2 protein-coding genes are annotated in these 22716 nt (G+C 75.3%); both read right to left on the bottom strand.

Annotated elements, in window-relative coordinates; all coding sequences use genetic code 11:
- Positions 1–46: 46 nt before the first annotated feature.
- Positions 47–7768 carry an amino acid adenylation domain-containing protein gene (locus ACFWEE_RS12650; RefSeq protein ID WP_386888596.1) on the bottom strand — a complete coding sequence of 2574 codons (7722 nt, stop codon included), beginning with the start codon at positions 7766–7768 and terminating at the stop codon, positions 47–49.
- A complete protein-coding gene (locus tag ACFWEE_RS12645; RefSeq protein WP_386888595.1) occupies positions 7765–22362 on the bottom strand; it encodes an amino acid adenylation domain-containing protein in 14598 nt (4865 codons plus the stop codon). The genes ACFWEE_RS12650 and ACFWEE_RS12645 overlap by 4 nt, the downstream gene beginning before the upstream one ends.
- Positions 22363–22716 lie beyond the last annotated feature (354 nt).

Below are 22716 nucleotides of genomic sequence, written 5' to 3'. Positions count from 1 at the left end.
AAGGGCCGGGGAGCGGCCTCCGCCTCCCCGGCCCCTCCGCCGTGCGTCAGGACGTCACGGGCACTCCACCGGGCGCGGGGAGGAACCCCGTTCCTCGGAAGTACGTCAGATAGCGGGTCAGGACCTCGTCGGTGAGCGGTGGCAGGTGGACGCCGAGGGCGGCCACCGCCTCGGCGGTGCGGCCGGAGTCGAAGCGGCGGTGGTCCCTTGCCCCGCCCTCCGGCCGCTCCCCGTCGCCGAGGAACAGCTGGGCCGCGTTGTCCGGCTGGGCCGCCACACGGGCCTGCCACTCCTTGGCGGGGAGCGTGCGCACCTCGTGGCCGAGGCGGGCGGCGACCTCGAAGACCCGGTCCAGGCCGGGGGCTTCAGGGTTGGTGTGGTGGTACGTCGCACCGGTCGCCTCGTCGGCGAGGGCGAGCGCCACCACGGCCGCGCCGACGTGGTCCACCGGCACCCAGTCCGTCGAGCCGTGCGGCAGGTCCGGTACCGCCTCCGCCTGCAGGCACCCCTTGATCAGCTGCCAGAGCAGGTCCCGGTCCTGGCAGGCACCGGTCACGGTGTCGCCGCTGATGCGGCCCGGGCGGTGGACGGTGACCGGGAGCCCGCGTTCCCGGGCGAGGCCGACGAGCCCCTCGGCGACCCATTTGCTCCGCGCGTAACCGTCCGGCAGTGCGGCGGCCGGGCCGGTCGGGCTCGTCTCGGTGAGGGTGACGGGGGCGGAGGCGGGGGCGTGGACGCCGGTGGTCGAGACGTAGTGCATCCCGGGTGAGGCGGAGTCGGCGAGCAGCCGCAGCAGCTCCTCGGTGCCGGCGACGTTGGCAGCGCGCAGGTCTCCGTACGGGGCGGCGAAGTTGACGTGCGCGCCGTTGTGCAGCACGGGTCCCAGGCGCCGCACCAGGGCGTTCCGGTCCTCGGGCGACAGGCCGAGCCCGGGGGCCGCGAGGTCGCCGGGTACGGGGTGGATCAGCTCGGCGTACCGGGGGTGCCAGAGCCCGTAGCGCTCCAGGTTGGTGCGCAGCCGGCCGGCGGCGCGGGGTGCGTCCTCGGCCCGTACCAGGCAGTCGACGGGGCCGCCGGTGGTCTCGATGAGGTCGCGCAGGAGGTAGGCGCCGAGGAACCCGGAGGCGCCGGTCAGCAACGGGCGGGCGGACGGCCGGGCGGGGCGGCGGGCGGGTGCGGGCACCGGGGCGTTCCGGCCGGCGCCGGTGATGTCCGGGGCGAGGCGGACCTCGGCGGCGAGGTCCGCCTCCGCGGTGGTCTCCGGCGGGCTCTGCTCTCCGGCCGCGCTCCCCAGGAGGCGGTCCACCCCTTCGACCGTGGGCGCCGCGAACAGGGCGCGCAGGGAGGGGCGCCGGCCGCAGCGCTCCTCGATCCGCTGGGCGAGGGTCACCGCGAGCAGGGAGTGGCCGCCCAGGGCGAAGAAGTCGTCGGTGACGCCGACCTCGTCGACGCCGAGGGTCTTGGCGAACGCCTCGCACAGGGCCCGCTCGCGGTCCGTGCGCGGAGCCCGGCCGCCGGCCGGCGCCGCCCGGTCGGGCGCGGGCAGGGCCCGCCGGTCGGTCTTGCCGTTGGGGGTGAGTGGCAGCGCGTCGAGGGGGACGAAGGCGGCGGGAACCATGTGGGCGGGCAGGGCGGCGGCGAGGCGGGCCCGCAGCTCGGCCGCGTCCGGTCCGGCCGCGCCGTCGGCCGGGACGGTGTACGCGACGAGGCGCCGGTCGCCGGGCCGGTCCTCGCGGACGACGGCGCAGGCCGCCGCCACGCCGGGCAGGGCGGTGAGCACCGCCTCGATCTCGCCGAGTTCGATGCGGAAGCCGCGGAGCTTGACCTGGTCGTCCACGCGGGAGACGTAGACGAGTTCACCGTCGCCGCCGCCCGGTCCGCCGCCGGTGGTCCAGCGGACCAGGTCGCCGGTGCGGTACATCCGGCCCCCCGCGGGGTCGGCGGGGTCGGCCACGAAGCGGGTCGCGGTGAGGCCGGGCCTGCCGTGGTAGCCGCGGGCGACTCCCGCCCCGGAGACGTAGAGTTCGCCGACGACGCCGGGCGGCACGGGGACCAGCCGGTCGTCCAGGACGTGGACCCGGGTGCCGTCGACGGGGACGCCGATGGGCACCGTACGGTCGGGGGCGAGCGGCCCGTCGGGGTGCTGGGCGGCGCTCATGGTCGCGCAGACGGTGGTTTCGGTGGGGCCGTAGGCGTTGACGAGAGAGCGGCCGGCCGCCCAGTCGCGCACCAGGGCGGGGGTGCACGCCTCGCCCGCGAGGACCAGGGTGGTTCCGGTGGGCAGCGAGCCGGGCGGCATCACCGCGAGCGCGGCGGGCGGCAGCGTGAGATGGGTGGCACCGCGTTCGCGGACGGTGGCGGCGAGGGCGGGACCGGGCAGCAGGGCGTCGCGTTCGTCGATCTCCAGGCAGGCCCCGGAGAGCAGGGCCATGCAGAGTTCCCAGAAGGCGGCGTCGAAGCTGACGGACGCCATGTGCAGCACCCGGCTGTCCGGGGTGACGCGCAGCCGTTCCCGCTGGGCCCTCGCCATGGCGCCGGCGCCCCGGTGGGTGACCACGACGCCCTTGGGCCGGCCGGTGGAGCCGGAGGTGTAGATGACGTACGCGGGGTGCTCCGGGAGCGGCCGGCGGGCCGGGCCGTCGCCGGTCCCGACGGCACCGTCGGCGGGGCCGTCGGGTCCGGTGGCGTACAGGTGGGGCACGGGGGTGGCGGGGAGCCGCCGGTGGAGGGCGGGGGTGGTCAGGAGCAGGCGCGGGCCGGCGTCTTCGAGCATGTAGGAGAGGCGGTCGGCCGGGTAGTCGGGGTCGAGCGGTACGTACGCCGCTCCCGCCTTGAGGACGCCGAGGAGGCCGACGAGGAGGTCGTGGGTGCGGGGCAGGGCGACCGCCACCCGGTCCTCGGGGCCGATGCCGAGGGCGGTGAGCCGGCGGGCGAGGGCGTCGGCGCGGGCGTCGAGGGCGGCGTACGTGAGGGTGGTACGGGCGTCGCGGACGGCCGGCGCGTCGGGGGTGCGCCGGGCCCACTCCTCGTAGAGCGAGGGGACGGTGGAGCCGGGCAGGTCGTCCGCGGGGCCGGTGCCCCAGGCCGTGAGGCGGGCGCGCTCGGGGGCGCTGAGCACCTCGTACGTGGTCAGCGGGCGGTCCGGGTCGGCGGTGACGGCGTCGAGCAGCAGGGCGAGCCGTTCGGCGAGTCCGTGCACGGTCGCGGCGTCGAAGAGTTCCGTCGCGTAGTCGACGGTTACCCGCATGCCGTCGGGCGTCCCCGTCGCGTCGTGGGTCTCGGTGAAGGTGAAGGAGAGGTCGAACTTGCTCACGGCCGTGTCGAGGGGCACGGGGGTGACGGTGAGACCGGGCAGGTCGACGGGGGCGGCGGGGGTGTGGTTCTGGAGGACGAGCATGGTCTGGAAGAGCGGGTGGTGGTTCTGCGAGCGGGCGGGGTTGAGGAGTTCCACCAGCCGCTCGAAGGGGACGTCCTGGTGCGCGTACGCGGCGAGGTCGAACTCCTTGACCCGGCCGAGAAGTTCGAGGAACGTCGGGTCGCCGGAGAGGTCCGTGCGCAGCACGAGGGTGTTGACGAAGAAGCCGACCAGGTCGGTGGCGGCCTCGTCGGTGCGGCCCGCGACGGCCGTGCCGAGCGGGACGTCGTCCCCGGCGCCGTGGCGGGAGAGTGTGAGGGACAGGGCCGCCTGGAGCACCATGAAGACGGTGCTGCCGGTGGCGCGGGCGAGTTCGCCGATCCGCCGGGCGGTCGCGGGGTCGAGGGTGAAGGCGTGGGTGGCGCCGGTGTGCCGGGAGACCGGCGGGCGCGGACGGTCCCAGGGCAGCTCGGTGATCTCCGGCAGGCCCGCCAATGCCTGTTTCCAGTGGGCGAGCTGACGGCTCAACAGGTCATCGGGCCCGCCGCTGCCGCCGTCGAGGAGGCGGCGCTGCCAGAGCGCGTGGTCCGCGTAGTCCACGCGGAGCTCCGTCCAGGCGGGGGCCTCGGCGCGCAGGCGCGCGCGGTAGGCGGCGGAGAGGTCGCGGGCGAACGGCGCCAGGGAGGAACCGTCGGCCGCGATGTGGTGGATCACCAGGACCAGGACGTGCGCTTCTTCGGCGAGACGCAGCAGCGTCGCCCGGACGGGGAGGCGGTGTTCGATGTCGATCGGCTCGGTCGCGCACGCGCGGACGCGGTCGGCGAGCTTCTCCTCGTCGACGGCCTCCACGACGAGCGGTAGCCGCAGGTCGCCGGGGTCGGTGATGTGCTGGCACGGTCCGCCGTCGCGCTCCGGGAAGACGGTGCGCAGGGAGGCGTGCCGGGTGACGACGTCGCGCAGCGCCCGGCACAGGGCTTCGGTGTCGAGCGGCCCGTCGAGGCGTACGGCGAAGGGGATGTTGTACGTGGCGGAGGGGCCTTCGAGCCGGTGGAGGAACCACAGGCGCTGCTGGGCGTAGGAGAGCGGGAGCGATGCGGGGCGCTCCTGCGGGACGAGGGCCGGGCGGGCGGGGCGGGCGGCGTGCTCCAGGGCGGTGGCGAGCGTGGCGACGGTGGGGTTCTCGAAGAGGGTGCGGATGTCCGCCTCGGTCTCCAGAGCGGTGCGGACGCGGCCCACGAGACGGGTGGCGAGCAGTGAATGGCCGCCCAGTGAGAAGAAGTTGTCGTCGGCCGCGACGCGGTCCACGCCCAGTACGTCGGCGAAGAGCCCGGCAAGGATCTCCTCGTGGGCGCCGCGCGGCGGTCGTCCGGCCGGCGCCGCCGGTCGGGCGGGCGCGGGCAGGGCCTGGCGGTCGAGTTTGCCGTTGGGGGTGAGCGGGAGCGCGTCGAGGGGCTGGATGGCGGCCGGCACCATGGAGGCGGGCAGATGGCGGCCGACGTGCGCGGCGAGGCGGACCGGGTCCGGGGTGCGGCCGGGGGCGGGGACGACGTAGGCGGTGAGCGTGCGGTCGCCGGGCAGGTCCTCGCGGACCATGACGCAGGCGGCGCGTACGGAGGGATCGGCGCGCAGCACCGCTTCGATCTCCGCGGGTTCGATGCGGTGGCCGCGCAGCTTGATCTGCTGGTCCGCCCGCGCCAGGTGGTGCACGGCACCGCCCGGGTCGCGGCGCACGAGGTCGCCGGTGCGGTACATGCGCGTCCCGTCCCCGGCGAAGGGGTCGGCGACGAACCGGGTGGCGGTGGGGCCGGGGCGGCCGAGGTAACCGCGTGCGACGCCGGGGCCCGCGAGGTACAGCTCCCCTTCGGCGCCCGGTGGTACGGGGCGCAGGGCCGGGTCCAGGACGTGGGCGCGCATGCCGTCGAGGGGCCGGCCGATCGGGGGCGCCCCGTGGGGTGCGTCGCCGGGGCGGACGCGGTGCAGGGTGGCGAAGGTGGTGGCCTCGGTCGGCCCGTAGGCGTTGAGGACGGTGGTGCCGGGGTGGGCGGCGGCCAGCCGCTGGAGGACGCCGGGGGTGGCGGCCTCTCCCCCGGCGGCGACCAGTCGCAGCAGCCCGAGGGCGCCGGGGTCGGTGTCGGCGACGACGTCGAACAGCGCGGTCGTCAGGAACGCCGCGGTCACACCGTGGCGGGCCACCAGGTCGCGGACGGCGGCCGGCTGGAGGGCCCCGTCGGGGGCGAGGACGACGCGGCCCCCGTTGAGGAGGGGCACCCAGATCTCGAAGGTGGAGGCGTCGAAGGCGTACGCCGAGTGCATGAGGACGGCGTCGGTGGCGCCGCCGCCCCAGGTCCGGTCGGCCGCCAGCGCGGCGATGTCGGCGTGGGTGACGCCGACGCCCTTGGGCAGTCCGGTGGAGCCGGAGGTGAACATCACGTAGGCGAGACGGGCTCCGCCACCGGCGGAGAGGAGAGCGTCGGAGGGGAGCGGGCCGGGGACGTCCGGCCCTCCGTGCAGCACCCGGCCGGCCGGGTCCACGGTCACCACAGTCGTCCCGGGCGGCAGGTGCCGCACCCAGGGGTGCGTGCGGGTGGTCCCGTCGACGAGGAGGACGCGCGGGGCGGATGCCTCCGCGACCCGGGCGAGGCGTTCGGCGGGCCAGCGCGGGTCGAGGGGCACGTAGGCGGCGCCCGCGCGCAGGGCCGCGAGGGAGGCGGTGACCTGGGCGGTCGAACGGCCCAGGAGGATACCGACGCCCCTCTCCGCACCGGCGCCGAGTCCGCTGAGCGCCCCGGCCAGCTCACCGGACAGGTGGAGAAGTCCGCCGTACGTCAGCTCCTCGCCGACGCCGGTGACGGCGATCCGGTCCGGCTGCCGGGCGGCGATGCGCGCCACGGCCTGCGGGACGCTCTCCCCCGTCACGCCGGGCGGGAGTCCGGCACCCTGCCCCTGCGCCAGCAGCGCCTCCCGTTCGCCGTCCAGGAGGACGGACACCGCGTCGGCGCGCACGTCGAGCCCCTGGGCCATCACGGTCAGCAGCCGGCGCATCCGGGCAGCGGTACGGACCACCTCGTCCCGGCCGAGAACCGCGGCCCGGTGGCCGAAGGTGATGCGCAGGGTGTCGCCCGGGGCGATGGTCAGAGTGAGCGGGTAGTGGGCGGCGTCCGTGCCGGTGAAGCCGGTGACGGCGAGGCCGGCCAGCCCCCGCTGGGCGGTGCGCAGGGCCTCCGCGTCCAGCGGATAGTTCTCGAACACCGTGAGGGTGTCGAAGAGTTCGTCCACCCCGCTGACCTCGCGGATCTCGGTCAGCCCCACGAACTGGGCTCCGAGGAGGCGCCCTTGCTCCTCCTGGAGCCGGGTCAGGAGGGTGGCCAGGGTGTCGTCGGGCGCCGGACGCAGCCGCACCGGCACGGTGTTGATGAACAGCCCGACCATCGACTCCACGCCGGGGATCTCGGGCGGGCGGCCGGAGACGGTGGTGCCGAACACGATGTCGGCGCGGCCGGTGAGCCGGGTGAGCAGCAGCCCCCAAGCGCCCTGGACCAGGGTGTTGAGGGTGAGCCGGTGGGCGCGGGCGGTTTCGCGCAGCCGGGTGGTGGTGGCCTCGTCCAGGTCGAGGACGAGCGTCTCGGGAAGCTCGGCGAAGGGCTGGTCGACGGAGGGAAGTTCACCGGACGCGGGTGCGCCGGAGGGCAGCTCGCCGGACGCCGGTGCGCCGGGGGCCGGTACGCCGGAGGGCGGTTCGCCGTGGCCGCCGCGACCGCTTCGACCGGCGCGACCGGCGAGCAGGGTCGGCGCCTCGATTCCGGCCAGCGCGGTGCGCCAGGCGTCGAGGGCCTCCGCGCGGTCCTGCTGGGCCAGCCACGCGAGGTAGGTGCGGTACGGGGCGACCCGGGGCAGCGCGGAGTCGTCGCCCCCGGTCGCGTACAGCTCGAACAACTCCCGCACCAGCAGTGGCATCGACCAGCCGTCGAGCAGGATGTGATGGGCCGTCATCACGAGCCGGTGGCGGCGCGGCGCGGTGCGCAGCAGGGTGAAGCGCATCAGGGGCGGGGTGGTGAGGTCGAAGCGCCGGGTGCGGTCGGCGGCGAGGAACGCGGCGAGGCGCTCCTCGGTGACCGCCGGGCCGTCGGGTCCGGTCAGGTCCACCTCCTCCAGCGGCACAGAGACCCGGGCGGCGACGGCCTGCACGGGCTCGGGCAGGTCCTCGTGGAGGAAGCCGACCCGGAGATTGGCGTGCCGCCGCAGCAGGCCACCGACGGCGGCGCGCAGCGCGGGGACGTCGGGGGTGCCTTCGAGGTCGAAGACGAACTGCGCGGTGTAGACGTCCACGGCGTGGGAGTCGTACAGCGCGTGGAAGAGCATGCCTGCCTGCAACGGCGTCAGCGGCAGTACGTCCTCCAGCTGGAACCCGGTCACTTGCGTCCACCCCACTTGTTCTGCAGTCGGTCGATCTGGGCCTGGTCCAGGGAGACCAGGGGAAGGTCGGAGGGCGTCCAGCCGCCCGCGTCGGGCCGCTCGGCGTGTTCGGCGAGCGCGCCGAGGGCGCGGACGAAAGCGTCGGACAGCGCCTCCACGGCGTCCTCCGGGAGGAGGCCGGCGGGCCAGGTCCAGCGGATCACCAGGGACGGGCCGCCCACGCCGTCCTCGGTGTGCGCGTTGATGTCGAGCACGTGGTGGACGGGCATCGCGGGATCCTGGGCCCGGGGGCCGCCGCCGTCGAGCAGCACCTCCCAGTCGGCGGCTTCGTCCGGGCCGGTTGCCTCTTGCGAACCCGCGTACCTGCCCAGGTAGTTGAAGCCGATCTGGGGTTCGGGTGCGGCGGCCAGCCTGGGGCCGGTGGTCGCGTTGAGACGGCGGAGCATGCCGTAGCCGACTCCGTGGTCCGGGACGGTCCGCAGCTGTTCCTTGACCCGTTTGAGGGCGCGTTCGGCGAGGGCCGCGTCGAAGCGCCCGGGGGCGCGGGGATCGAGCGGTCCCGGGTCGAGGCGGACCGGGTAGAGGCTGGTGAACCAGCCGACGGTACGCGACAGGTCGAGGCGCTCGTCGATCTGTTCCCGGCCGTGCCCCTCCAGGTCGACCAGGACGCCCGTTCCCACCGGACCGGCCGCGCCGGAGGCGCGCTCGGTGCGCCAGGCGCTCACGGCGAGGGCCAGACCGGTGAGCAGCACGTCGTCGACTCCGGCGTGGAAGGCGGTGGGGACGGTGGTGAGGAGGGGCTCGGTGCGGGCGGCGGGCAGCCGGGTGACGAGGGTGCGCGTGCGGCCCGCGGTGTCCAGGGCGGGGTCGAGCGGGCGGTGTCCCAGCTGCGGGTCGGGGGCGCTCGACATCGCTTCCCAGAGCGGGAGTTCGGCCTCGCGTGCGGCGTCGTGCGCCTGGGCGGCGAGGAGGTGCGCCCAGTGCCGGTAGGAGGTGGTCGCGGCGGGGAGCCCCGCCCCCGGCCCTCCGGGACCACCCGTGTCTGCGGTGCCTTCGGGACCACCCGTGTCTCCGGGAACACCCGGACCACCGGGACTTCCGGTGACGGTCCGCCAGGCGGTGGCCAGGTCGGCGGCGAGGATGCGCCAGGAGACGGCGTCGACGGCGAGATGGTGGACGACGAGGAGCAGCCGTCCTCGGGCGCCGGGTCCGGCGTCGCACCAGACGGCCTCCACGACGTTCCCGTCCGCGGGGCTGAGCCGTCCCCGGGCAGCCTCGCCCGCCTCGGTGACGGCGGCCCGGACGGCGTCGGCGGGCAGGCCCGTGACGTCGATCCGGGTGAACCGGTCGCGGGCGAGGACGGAGCCCGTCGGCAGCACGTCGAGTACGGGCTCGCCCCCGGCCGGGCGGGCGACCCGGAGCCGGAGCATGTCGTGGTGGTCGACGAGGAGTTGCAGGGCGGCGGTCAGCGTGTCGGTGCCGGCTCCGGACGGTGTGCGCAGGACCCCGGACTGGTTGTAGCCGTCCGTCGGTCCGGGGCGCTCCAGGAACCAGGCGACGATGGGGGTCGCCGGCAGGGTGCCGGTCCCCCGCTCGGTGGGCGCGGGAGTGGTCCGGCCGGGCCCGGCGCCCTGATAGAGCGCGGTGGACACGGCGGCGATGGCCTCCGGGGTGCGGTGGACGAAGACGTCGCGGGGGGTGACCCTCAGGCCGGCCTCGCGGACCCGGCTGACGAGCTGGATGGAGAGGATGCTGTCGCCGCCGAGGGCGAAGAAGTCGTCGTCGGCGCGGACGGCGGGCACGCGCAGGACGGCGGCGAACACCGCGCAGAGCGCTTCCTCCTTCGCGGTGCGCGGCCGGCCGCCCGGACGTCCGTCGGCGGGCCGGACGGGGGCGGGCAGGGCCCGCCGGTCGGTCTTGCCGTTGGGCAGCAGCGGCAGCGCGTCCAGGGTCACGAAGACGGCGGGCACCATGTACGGCGGCAGTGACTCCGCGAGGCGGGCGCGGAGTTCGCGCTCCGCGGGGGCCGGGGAGTCGCCGCGCGGGCCGGGGACCGTGTAGGCGACCAGGCGGCGCTCGCCGGGCCGGTCCTCACGGACCAGGACGCAGGCGGTGGCGACGGTGCCGAGCGCCGTGAGAGCGGCCTCGATCTCGCCCGGTTCGATGCGGAATCCGTTGACCTTGACCTGGTCGTCGGCGCGCCCGACGTGGGTGAGCAGGCCGTCGGCGTCCCGGCGGACGAGGTCGCCGGTGCGGTACATCCGGCTTCCGGCGGGGCCGTAGGGGTCGGCGACGAACCGTGCGGCGGTCAGGCCGGGCCGCCCCAGGTATCCGCGGGCGAGTCCGTCGCCCGCGAGGTGGAGTTCCCCGGTGACGCCGTTGGGCACGGGGCGCAGACCGGCGTCGAGGACGTAGGCGCGGGTGTTGTCGACGGGGTGGCCGAGCGGCACGCTCCCCTCCCCCGCCGGTCCGTCGGCTCCGGCGGGCCGGTGGTGGTGGGCGGTGGCGTCGATGGTGGCCTCGGTCGGCCCGTAGAGGTTGTGCACCTCGGTCCGCCACGCGCGGCCGACCCGTTCCGCCAGGGCCCGGGGCAGCGGTTCACCGCCGCACAGGACGGCCCGCAGGGTGCCGGGCGCCGCGTCCGGGCCGGTCTCGGCGAGGACGACGGAGAGGTGGGAGGGTACGAACTGGGCGAGGGTCACGCCCTCGGCGCGCATCCGGGAGAGCAGTCCGGCGGGGTCGTGGTTGAGGGCGGGCGGCACGGGGCACGTGGAACCGCCGTGCAGGAGTGGCAGCCAGGTCTCCCAGACCGAGGCGTCGAAGCTCGGCGAGGTGCGGGCGAGGACCCGGTCGTCGCCGCTGAGGCCGAGGTGGTCCGCCATCCACGCCATGTGGTTGGTGAGGGAGGCGTGGGTGACGACCACGCCCTTGGGCCGGCCGGTGGAGCCCGAGGTGTAGATGACGTACGCGGCGTCGCGCGGGTCGGGCCCGGCGCCGGCCGGCGCGGGCCGCCCGGTGGACCAGGCGCCCCGGTCGTCGAGTGCGAGCCGGGGCAGGGCGCGACGGGCGTCCCGGGGGTCGTGGGCGCCCCGGACGTCGCGGTCGCCGTGGGTGAGGAGCAGCGCCGGACGGGCGTCGTCGAGCATGTGGGCGATACGCGCCTCGGGGTACTCCAGGTCGACGGGCAGGTAGGCGGCCCCGGCCTTGGTGACCGCCAGCATCGCGAGCACGTGGTCGGCGGTGCCGTCCAGGGCCAGGGCGACCAGATCGCCGCGGCCGATGCCCCGGTCGTGCAGGTGGTGGGCCAAGTCGTCCGAGAGCACGTCGAGTTCGGCGAAGGTGATCCCGTCGCCGCCGTCGCGTACGGCGATCGCCCCGGGGGTACGGGCGGCCTGCGCGCGGAACGCCCCGGGTGCGGTGGGGGCGGCCGGCGGGCGGGCGGGGCCGTGGGCGACCCGGTCCAGGCTCCGCCGCTCCTCCGGCTCCAGCACGTCGACGGCGTGGACGCGCCGTCCGGGGTCGGCGGCGAGCGTGGCGAGGAGGCGGGTCAGCCGGGCGGCCAGGGTGTGGGCGGTGGCGGGGACGAAGAGTTCGGTGGAGAACTCCAGGACGCCCCGGAGCCCCGCGGGCCGGCCGGACGCGTCGTGGGTCTCGGTGAAGGTGAAGGTCAGGTCGAACTTGCTGATGCCGGTGTGCACGGGTTGCTCGGTCACCGTCAGTCCGGGCAGGTCGACGGCGGCGTCGCCCTGGTTCTGGAGGACGAGCATGGTCTGGAAGAGCGGGTGGTGGTTCTGGGCGCGGACCGGACTGAGGGCGTCCACCAGCCGCTCGAAGGGCAGGTCCTGGTGGGCGTAGGCGGCCAGGTCGAAGTCGCGCACCCGGTCGACGACGTCACCGAAGGTCGGGTCGCCGCTCAGGTCGGTGCGCAGCACCAGGGTGTTGACGAAGAACCCGACCAGGTCGTCGAGCGCTTCGTCGGTGCGTCCGGCGACCGCGGTGCCCAGCGGGATGTCCTCCCCGGCGCCGTGGCGGGAGAGGAGGACCGACAGGGCGGCCTGGAGGACCATGAAGAGGCTGCTGCCCCGGGCGCGGGCGAGGTCGGCGAGCGCCCGGTGGGTGTCGGGGCCGACGGCGAAGGGGTGGGCGTCGCCGCAGTGGGCGGGGACGGCGGGCCGCGGCCGGTCGCAGGGCAGTTCCAGCAGATCGGGTGCGCCGTCCAGGGCGGTACGCCAGAAGGCGAGTTGGCGGGCCGCACGGCTGGAGGGATCGTCCTCCTCGCCGAGCAGGGCGCGCTGCCAGAGGGTGTAGTCGGCGTACTGGACGGCGAGTTCGCTCCAGCGCGGTTCCCGGCCCTCGGCCCGCGCCCGGTACGCGTCGCCCAGGTCGCGGGCGAGCGGGGCGAGGGACCAGCCGTCGCCGGCGATGTGGTGCACCACCAGCACCAGGACGTGGGACTCGGGTGCGAGCCTCATCAGCCTGGCCCGCACGGGGAGTTCGATGCTCACGTCGAAGGGGTGCGTCACCTCGGCGGTGAGCGCGTCGCCGAGGTGGTCGGGGTCGGTGTCGCGGGGTGTCAGGTCGAGATCGGCGCCGACGGCGTCGAGCACCAGCTGCCGGGCGACGCCGTCGGTCTCGGGGAAGACGGTGCGCAGGCTCTCGTGGCGCCCGACCACGTCCGCGAGGGCGTTCTCCAGGGCTCCCGTGTCGAGCGGGCCGTCCAGGCGGAGCACCAGCGGCACGTTGTACGTGGCGCTGGGGCCCTCCAGCCGGCCGAGGAACCAGAGGCGCTGCTGTGCGTAGGAGAGCGGCAGCGGGTCGGGGCGTTCCCCGGCTCTCTCCAGGGGTCTTGCGGCCCGCTCGGCGCCGTCCAGCGCCGCGGCGAGGGCGGCCGGGGTGGGGTGCTCGAAGAGCGCCTTCACGGGGATCTCCACGCCGAGCACGGTCCTCAGGCGGGCCACGAGGCGGGTGGCGAGCAGGGAGTGGCCGCCGAGGGCGAAGAAGTCGTCCTCGGCGTCGAGCCCGTCGAGCCCGAGCACGTCGGCGAAGAGTCCGCAGAGGATCTCCGCGCGGGCGCTGCGGGCCGGGCCGCCGCCGGTCCCCCGGGTCCGCTCCCCGTGGGCGGGTGCGGGCAGCGCCCGCCGGTCCACCTTGCCGTTGACGGTCAGCGGGAGCGCGTCGAGCAGCACGAACGCGGAGGGCACCATGTACGCGGGCAGGGCCCGGCCGAGGGCGCGGGCGAGGTCGGCGGGCGCGGGGAGCGTCCGGGCGGTCGGCACCACGTAGGCGACGAGGCGCCGGTCGCCGGGGGTGTCCTCGCGGACGACGGCGAAGGTGTCGGCGACCCCCTCGCAGCGGGCCAGGACGGATTCGATCTCGCCGAGCTCGATGCGGTAGCCGCGCAGTTTCACCTGTCCGTCCGCGCGGGTGACGTAGGCGAGGTGCCCGTCCCGGGTCCAGCGGACGAGGTCGCCGGTGCGGTACATCCGGCTTCCGGCGGGGCCGAACGGGTCCGCGACGAAGCGGCCGGCGGTCAGGGCGGGCTGTCCGGTGTAGCCCCGGGACACTCCGCGCCCGGCGAGGTACAGCTCGCCCGTGACGCCGGGGGCGACCGGGCCGAGGGAGCCGTCGAGCACGTACAGCCGCATGCCGTCCAGCGGGCGGCCGATGGGCGGCGGTCCGGCCGGGAGGCCGGCGGTCACGTCGTGGCGGGTGGCGAAGGTGGTGGTCTCGGTCGGCCCGTAGACGTGGAGGACGCGCAGGCCGGGCGTGGTACCGGCGACGCGCTGCATGGCGTCCGGGGAGGCGAGTTCGCCTCCGGCGCACAGGAGGCGGAGCCCCCGGAACGCTTCCGGAGCGGTCTCGGCGATCACGTTGAAGAGCGCCGTCGTCAGGAAGACGGCGGTCACCCCGTGCGCGCGGACGGCGTCGCCGAGGGCGCGGGCCTCCAGCACACCGTCCGGCGCGACGACGACGGTGCCGCCGTGCAGGAGCGGGGCCCAGATCTCGAAGGTGGAGGCGTCGAAGACGTACGCCGAGTGCATCAGTACCGCGTCGGCGGCGCCCTCGCGCCAGGCGGAGTCCTCGGTGAGCGCGGCCACGTCGGCGTGGGTGACGCCGACGCCCTTGGGCAGGCCGGTGGAGCCGGAGGTGAACATGGTGTACGCGAGGGCTTGCGGCCCCGGTACGGCGGCCGGGCGGCCCTGCCGTTCGGGTCCGCCGCGCAGGATCCGGCCGAGCCGGTCCACGACCAGGACCGGCAGCCGGCCCGCGGTCGCGGTCACCCAGGGGGAGGCGAGGGCGGTCTCGTCGACGACGAGGACCCGCAACGACGCCACCGCGGCGGCCTGTTCGAGCCGTTCCGCGGGCCAGCGCGCGTCCATGGGGACGTAGGTGCCCGCGGCGCGGACCGCGCCGAGGGAGGCCGTCACCACGGCGGGCGACCGGGCGAGCAGCACGCCGACGCCGGACTCGGGTCCGACGCCGAGCCCGGCGAGCGCCCCGGCGAGGGTGGCGGAGAGCGCGTCGAGCCCGGCGTAGTCGAGTGTGGTGGCGCCGTCGGTGACGGCGGTGGCGTCCGGGGTGCGGAGCGCCTGGGCCGCGAAGAGGGCGGGCAGGGTGGTGTCCGGTGCGATCTCACCGAGCGGGCGGCCGGTGCCCCAGCGGGTGACCCGGCCGTGTTCGCCGGCCGTCAGCAGGTCGTGGTCGGCGAGCGGACGGCCGGGGTCGGCGGCGGCCTGCTCCAGGAGGCGCAGGAGCCGGGCGGCGAGGGTTTCGACGGTGTCCCGGTCGAAGAGGGCGGTGGCGTACTCGATCCCGGCGAGGAGACCGCCGCCGTCGCGCTCCTCGGTGAACGCGAAGGTGAGGTCGAACTTGCTCAGGCCGTTGTGGACGATCCGGTCCTCCACGGTGAGGCCGGGGAGTTCGGGGCGGACGGTCTCCTGGTTCTGGAGGACCAGCATGGTCTGGAAGAGCGGGTGGTGGTCGCGGGCCCGGACCGGGTTGAGGCTCTCCACCAGCCGTTCGAAGGGCACGTCCTGGTTCCCGTACGCGGCGAGGTCGAACTCCCGCACCCGGTCGAGGAGTTCCCGGAAGCTCGGGTTGCCCGACAGGTCCGTGCGCAGGACCAGGGTGTTGACGAAGAACCCGACCAGGTCCTCCAGCGCCTCGTCGGTGCGTCCGGCGACGGGGGTGCCGAGCGGGATGTCGTCGCCCGCGCCGTGCCGGTGCAGCAGGGCGGCCACCGCCGCCTGGAGCACCATGAAGAGGCTGCTCCCCGACTCCCGCGCCAGGAGCAGGAGTCGCGCGTGGAGCGCGGGTGGTACGTCGAAGGCGTGGACGTCTCCGCGCGGGTCGGCGGTGACCGGACGGGGCCGGTCCAGCGGCAGGTCGATCAGGCCGGGCAGCCCCGCGAGGGCGGTGTGCCAGTGCTCCAGCTGCCGCCCGAGCGCGCTTTCGGGCGCGGTGTCGTCGCCCAGGGCCGCGTGCTGCCAGAGGGTGTAGTCGGCGTACTGGAGCACGGGGCCCGTCGCCCACGCGGGCTCCCGTCCGTCGAGCCGGTCCCGGTAGGCCTCGCCCAGGTGGCGGGCGAGCGGGGCGAGGGACCAGCCGTCGCCCGCGATGTGGTGCACCACCAGCACCAGGACGTGGTGGTCGGGGGCGGCGCGCAGCAGCAGGGCGCGCAGCGGCAGGTCGGCGGTGACGTCGAACGGCACGCGTACGGCGTCGAAGACGGCCTCCTCCAGGCCGTCGGGGTCCACGTCCACGACCGGAAGCGCGGGAGCGGCCTCGTCCACGCCGACGATCGACTGGTGCGGGGTGCCGTGCTGTTCGGGGAAGCGGGTGCGCAGCGACTCGTGCCGCCCGACGACGTCCCCGAGGGCGGCGCGGAGCGCGTCCGTGTCCGGGGTGCCGCGGAGTTCGAGGACGAGCGGGATGTTGTAGGTGGAGCTGGGTCCTTCGAGCCGGTTGAGGAACCACAGGCGCCGCTGGGCGAAGGAGAGCGGCAGCGGATCGGGCCGCAGCCCGGCCGGTACGACGGGTGGGCGGGTCCGGGCCGCCGGGTCGACGGCGCGGGCCAGGCCCGCGACGGTGGGGTGTTCGAAGAGGGTGCGTACGGCGATCTCGGCGCCCAGTACCGCGCGGACGCGGCTCACCACGCGCATGGCGAGGAGCGAGTGTCCGCCGAGGTCGAAGAAGCTGGTGTGCGGGCCGACCCGGGGCCGGTCCAGCACGTCGGCGAAGATCCCGGCGAGCAGTTCCTCCCGGATGCCGAGCCGCCCCGGTGCGTCCGGTACGCCGTCCTCGGGATCGGGTTCGGGCAGGGCGCGCCGGTCCACCTTGCCGTTGGGCAGCAGGGGCAGGGCGTCCAGCACGACGACGGCGGAGGGCACCATGTGGTGCGGGAGGGCCTCGGCGAGGCCGTCGCGCAGAGCGCAGGGGCGTACGGCGCGGTCGTCGGTGACGGTGTAGGCGACGAGGCGCCGTCGACCGGGAGCGTCCTCGCGGATCGCCGCGCAGGCCCCGGTGACGCCGGGGCAGGCCAGGAGCGCGGCTTCCACCTCGCCCAACTCGATCCGGAACCCTCGGAGTTTGACCTGGTCGTCGGCGCGGGACTGGTAGTCGAGCAGCCCGTGTGCGTTCCATCGCACGAGGTCGCCGGTCCGGTACATGCGGGTTCCGTCGGCGGTGAAGGGGTCGGCGACGAAGCGTTCGGCGGTCAGACCGGGCCGGTGCAGGTAGCCCCGGGCGAGGTTGGGCCCGGAGAGGTACAACTCCCCGGTGACGCCCGGCGGTACGGGGCGCAGCCGGCCGTCGAGGACGTACGCGCGCATGGTGTCCACGGGGCGGCCGATCGGGACGGTCTCGGCCGGGGAGGCGGTGCGGGTGCGGCTCGCTCGGTGCGCGGTCGCGTCGATGGCCGTCTCGGTGGGTCCGTACAGGTTGTGTGCTTCGGCTCCCCAGCGGTCGGCGATCTCGTCGGCGAGGGCGCGCGGCAGGGGTTCGCCGCCGCAGAGCACGGCGCGCAGCCGGGGCAGCGGCGCCCGTCGGGCCGCCTCGGCGAGGACGTGGGCCAGGTGCGAGGGCACGAACTGGGCGACGGTGATGCCGAACCGGCCCATACAGTCCACGAGTTCGGCGGGTTCCCGGTTGGCCCGGGGTGGCAGGACGCAGACTTCGGCGCCGTTCATGAGCGGGAGCCACAGCTCCCACACGGAGGCGTCGAAGCTGGTGGAGGTGCGGGCGAGGACCCGGTCCTCGCCGGTGAGGTCCAGGTGGTCCGCCATCCACGCCATGTGGTTGGCGAGCGCGGCGTGGGTCACGACCACCCCCTTGGGGCGGCCGGTGGAGCCGGAGGTGTAGATCACGTACGCCGGGTCGTCCGGGTGGGGCGTGTGCCGGGTGGGCGGGGCGGTCCGGTCCGCCGGTGCGTCGAGGGCGAGCCAGGGCACGTCGACCGGGGGCAGCGACGCACGGGTGCCCGCGGTGGTGAGCAGCAGGACCGGCCGGGCGTCGTCGAGCATGTGGCGGATGCGGGCCGCCGGGTACTCCGGGTCGACGGGTACGTAGGCGGCCCCGGCCCGCAGGACGGCCAGCATGGCGACGGCGGTGTGGACGGAGGCCGGCGCGGCGACGGCCACCCGGTCCTCGCGGCCCGCGCCCCGCTCGCGCAGGGTGTGGGCGAGGGCGTCGGCGCGGGCGTCGAGCTCCGCGTAGGTGAGGCTGGTCAGCTCGTCGCGGACGGCGACCGCGCCAGGGGTGCGCGCGGCCTGCTCGCGGACCGCCTCGGGGGCGCTGAGGGCGGGCAACGGCTTTGTTCTGCCTCGGCCTTGGGTGAGGATCCGGTCCCGCTCGGCCGTTTCGAGCGGGTCGATGCCCAGGACAGCGAGGTCGGGATCGGCGACGGCGAGGGCGAGCACACGGGCGAACCGGGCGCTCAGGCCGTGGGCGGTGGCGGCGTCGAACAGGTCGGTGGCGTACTCCAGATAGCCGCCGATTCCGGCGAACTCCTCTTCGCCGTGGTCGAGTTCGGTGAGCGAGAACGTCAGGTCAAACTTGCTGATCCCGGTGTGGCGGGACCGGTCCCGGGTGGTGATGCCGGGCAGGTCCAGGTCCGTCCGCTCCTGGTTCTGGAGGACCAGCATGGTCTGGAAGAGCGGGTGGTGGCCGCCGGAGCGCTCGGGGTTGACGGCCTCCACGATGCGTTCGAAGGGGAGGTCGCCGTGGCCGAAGGCGGCAATGTCGAACTCCCTTACCCGGTGGAGTAGTTCACGGAAGGTCGGGTCGCCGGAGAGGTCCGTGCGCAGCACGACGGTGTTGACGAAGAACCCGACGAGGTCGCCGAGGGCTTCGTCGGAGCGGCCCGCGGTGGCCGTGCCCAGCGGGATGTCGGTGCCGGCGCCGTGGGCGTGCAGCGTCACCGCCAGCGCCGCCTGGAGCACCATGAAGGGGGTGCACCCCACCGAGCGGGCGAGCCGGACGAGCGCGGCGTGCTCGGGCGCGGGCAGTGCGAAGGGGACGGTGTCGCCCCGGTGGCTGGGGACGGCGGGGCGCGGCCGGTCGAGGGGCAGGCCGAGCAGGTCCGGTGCACCGCGCAGGGCCTCCCGCCAGTGGGCGAGCTGGATCGCGGCCAGGCTCCGCGGGTCGGTGTCGTCGCCGAGCAGACGGCGCTGCCAGAGGGTGTAGTCGGCGTACTGCACCGGCAGCGCGGGCCAGTCGGGGGTGCCGGTGCCCTCGGTCCTGGCACGGTAGGCGGCACCGAGGTCACGGACGAGGGGGGCGAGGGACCAGCCGTCGGCGACGACGTGGTGGAGGACGAGGACCAGGAGGTGGCGGTCCGGGGCCTCCTGGAGCAGGTGGGCGCGGACGGCGAGGTCGCCGGTGAGGTCGAAGGGCTCGGCGATCAGACGGCGGACCGTTTCTTCCGCCCAGGCCCCGGCACCTCCTGCCGCACCGGCGCCCGAACCAGCCGCACCGCCCGAACCACCCGCACCGCCCGAACCAGCCGCTTCGACCACTCCGGAAGACCCGCCCGCTCCGGCGCCGGTTTCCCCGGCCGGGGGCCGCCGGACGACGAGCGGGACCAGCTCCGCCGCGTCGGCGGCGTCGAGGACTTCCTGACGGGGCACCCCGTCGTGCTCGGCGAAGACGGTGCGCAGGCTCTCGTGCCGGGCGACCACGTCGGCCAGCGCGCCCCGCAGGGCAGCCGTGTCGAGCGGGCCGTCGAGCTCCAGGACGAGCGGGACGGTGTAGGTGTCGCCGGGGCCCTCCGCCCGGTTGAGGAACCAGAGGCGCTGCTGCGCGGAGGAGAGCGGCACCGCCTCGGGCCGCCGCTGCGGCGTGAGGGCGGGCCGTGCGGAGCCCGCCGTGTCGAGGACGGCGGCGAGCGAGGCGACGGTGGGGTGGTCGAAGAGGGTACGCAGCCCGAGTTCGGTGCCCAGGGCGGCGCGCACCCGGCCGGTGAGGCGGGTGGCGAGCAGCGAATGACCGCCCAGGGAGAAGAAGTTGTCGTCGGCGCCGACGGTGGCGACGCCCAGGACGTCGGCGAAGAGGCCGGCCAGCACCTCCTCGTACGCGGTGCGCGGGGCGCGCCCCGTGGTGGTCGCGGCGGGGGGCGCGGGCAGGGCGCGGCGGTCGACCTTGCCGTTGGCGTTCAGCGGCAGCGCGTCGAGCGTCACGAACACGGAGGGCACCATGTACGCGGGCAGGGCGCGGCCCACCCGGCGGGCGAGCGCGGTGTCGTCCGGGCGGGCGCCGGTGGCGGGCACGACGTAGGCGACGAGCCGGCGGTCGCCGGGTATGTCCTCGCGCACCAGGACGCCGGCGGCCACCACGCCCGGGTCGGCGAGCAGGGTGGACTCGATCTCGGCGGGTTCGATGCGGTATCCACGCAGCTTGACCTGGCCGTCCGCGCGGCCGACGTACTCGATCTCACCGCGCGCGGTCCACCGGACGAGGTCTCCGGTGCGGTACATGCGGGCCCCGTGCGGACCGTGCGGGTCGGCCACGAACCGGCCGGCGGTCAGCGCGGGGCGGCCCAGGTAGCCGCGCGCGACGCCGCGCCCCGACACGTACAGCTCCCCCACCACGCCGGGCGGCACCAGGCCGAGGTCGCCGTCGAGGACGTGGAGCCGCGTCCCGTCGAGCGGGCGGCCGATGGGAGGCACCCCGCCCGTGTCGGCGGCGACCCGGTGGCGGGCGGCGAAGGTGGTGGTCTCGGTGGGGCCGTACACGTGCAGGACCCGGGTGCGCGGGGCGGCGGCGGCAACCCGCCGCATGAGGTCCGGTGTGGCGGCCTCGCCGCCGGCGGCGACCAGGCGCAGCCCGGCGAAGGCCGCCGGGTCCGCCTCGGCCACCACGTTGAACAGGGCGGTGGTGAGGAAGAGCGCGGTGACGCCGTACCGGTCGACCAGCCCCGTGAGGACCGGCGCCTCCAGGACGCCCGGGGGTGCGACGACGACTCTGCCGCCGCGCAGGAGCGGAGCCCAGATCTCGAAGGTGGAGGCGTCGAAGACGTACGCCGAGTGCATCAGCACCGCGTCGCACGCCCCGTCCCGCCAGGCGGAGTCGGCGGTCAGCGCGAGGACGTCCCCATGGCTGACGCCGACGCCCTTGGGCAGGCCGGTGGAGCCGGAGGTGAACATCACGTAGGCGAGCCGGTCGGTGTGGGACACGTCCGGCAGCCGTCCCGGACGCGGCGGGGCGCCGCGCAGCACCCGGCCGAGGGAGTCGATGACGACGACCGGCAGAGCGGCAGCGGTCACCTTCACCCAGTGCTGCCCGGCGGCGGCCTCGTCGACCACCAGGGCACGGATCCCGGCGACGCCCGCGACGCGCCCGAGCCGCTCCTCGGGCCAGGTGGCGTCCATCGGTACGTACGCGGCGCCCGCGCCGACCACGCCGAGGGTGGCGGCCACCACCGCGGCGGAGCGGTCCACCAGGACGCCGACGCCGTCCTCGGCGGCGAGCCCCCAGCCCGCCAGCGCTCCGGAGATCTCCGCCGCGTGGTGGGCCAGCTCCCGGTAGGTCTGCGTGACGGCTCCGTCCACCACCGCGGGGGCCTCCGGGGTGCGGCGCACCTGCGCTTCGAACGCCTGGGCCAGGCCCGTGGCCGGTTCGAGGACCTCCAGGTCGGCGCCCCGGCCGCGGGCGAGGAGTTCGGCGGCGGCCTCGGAGTCGAGCAACGGCAGCTCGCGCAGGGGGGTTTCGGTGTCCGCTCCGGCGAGGGCCTTCAGGAAGGAGATGACGGCGCGCTGGCTCAGCCGCACGTCCTCGGGGCGGTAGAGCTCCGGGTTGGCGTCGAATCCGATCAACGGGCCGCTTCCCTCCGAGCGTTCGGAGACGAAGAGCGAGACGTCGTCGACCGGGCCGATGGAGAGCAGACGGGAAGTGGCGGGGCTGCCGCCGAAGTCGAGGTCGTACGCGTACCCCATGATGTTGACGACCACGTCCGTCAGGCGTGCCGCGTCGTCGGCCATGTTCAGTTCGCGGGCGAGCTGTTCGCGCGAGAAGCGCCGGTGGCGCAGGGCACCGCGCATCTCGGCGGCGACGGCGCGGACGTGTGCGCCGACCGTCATGTTGGTGGTGATCTCCAGCCGCAGCGGAAGGATGTTGGCGGTCATGCCGACGATGTGCCGCAGCCCGCCGTGGCGGCCGTTGGAGGCGAGGCCCACGACGACGTCCCGGGTTCCGGTGACCCGGCCGACGTAGGCGGCGACCGCGCTGACCAGCACGGCGGACCAGGTGGTGCGGTTGGCGGCGGCGAGCCTCCGCAGGTCGTCGAGGACGGTGACGGGCAGCGTCTGTCCAGTGTGCAGGTTCACGCCGTCCGCGCCGACAGGAGCGGCCGGGACCGGGGCGTCGGTACGGCGGCGGATGAGCGGCGTACCGCCCCGTGCGCCCGCCCCGCCGTCGGACCCGCCGGGGCCGGTGGCGTCCACCGCGCGGTCGGCGAACCTGGCCGTCCAGTGGGCCCGGTCGGCCTCGTACCGGTCGGAGCCGAGGTAGGCCGCCTCGTCCGCGAGCAGGTCGGCGAGCGGGGCGGGGGGCAGCTCGGCCTCGGCGATGTCCTCGCCGCGCAGGGCGCGCGCGTAGAGATCGGCCACGATGCGGGCGAAGACGGATCCGCCGAGGCCGTCGACGACGATGTGGTGGAAGCGGATGTACCAGTAGTGCCGGCGGGGTCCGAGCCGCAGCAGTGCCAGGCTGTGGCGCGGGGCGTCGATCCGGTCGACGGTGGCCATGTCGTCGGCCAGGTAGCGCTCGGCAGCGGCGGCGGGGTCGTCGGTGCCGGAGAGGTCGACGAGGCGGAGCCGACCGGCGTCCGCCCGGGGAGGCGGCGTGACCCGCTGGCGCACGGCACCGTCGTGGACGAGGAACTCGACGTTGAGGCCGTCGCAGAGGGCGACCGCACGGGCGACGGCGGCGGAAAACGTCTCCGCGTCGAGATCGCCCCGGATCTCGAAGCACTCGGCGATGTTGAACTTCGGGCTCTCCGGTTCGACCAGTTGGCCGTACCACACACCCTGTTGAGCAACGGTCAGTTCGAAAAGGTCTGCGGGAATCGAACGAGACGGGATCGAGTCGTTTTCATGCATGCCGGTCGACACCTTTGGGGAGAGATTTCGGGGACGACGGAGAAGGCGCGGAGTAACCAGCCGCACCGGTGTGCACATCGTCGGCAAAGAGGACCGCCGAAGCGGAAAGAAGAGTCGGCGCACCCACGGAGAAGGAATCACCGGGGTCTCGCGCCGGGCGCATTCATCCGGCGCACACCCCGTGACCCCCTTCCGCCGAAGGGGGCCGCGCGACGAATCGCCGGTGTTCTCCGAGTGAATCGGAGAATCCGCGCAGCGGCACAGGAATGACATCAGCCGAGCACGAATCGCATACCGGCCACGTCCCGACCGATTCCGTACGAACAGAAACCGTCAAGACCCCTGAGTCGGCGC

This window comes from Streptomyces sp. NPDC060184 (assembly GCF_042728795.1).
Classification (GTDB): Bacteria; Actinomycetota; Actinomycetes; order Streptomycetales; family Streptomycetaceae; genus Streptomyces.
Note: the sequence above shows the minus strand (reverse complement) of the source record. Positions and strands in the feature narration are given on the sequence as shown.

Bases quoted from the DNA above. Each gene is read 5' to 3' on its own strand.
- ACFWEE_RS12645 (WP_386888595.1), bottom strand. From the start codon at position 22,362: ATGCATGAAAACGACTCGATCCCGTCTCGTTCGATTCCCGCAGACCTT.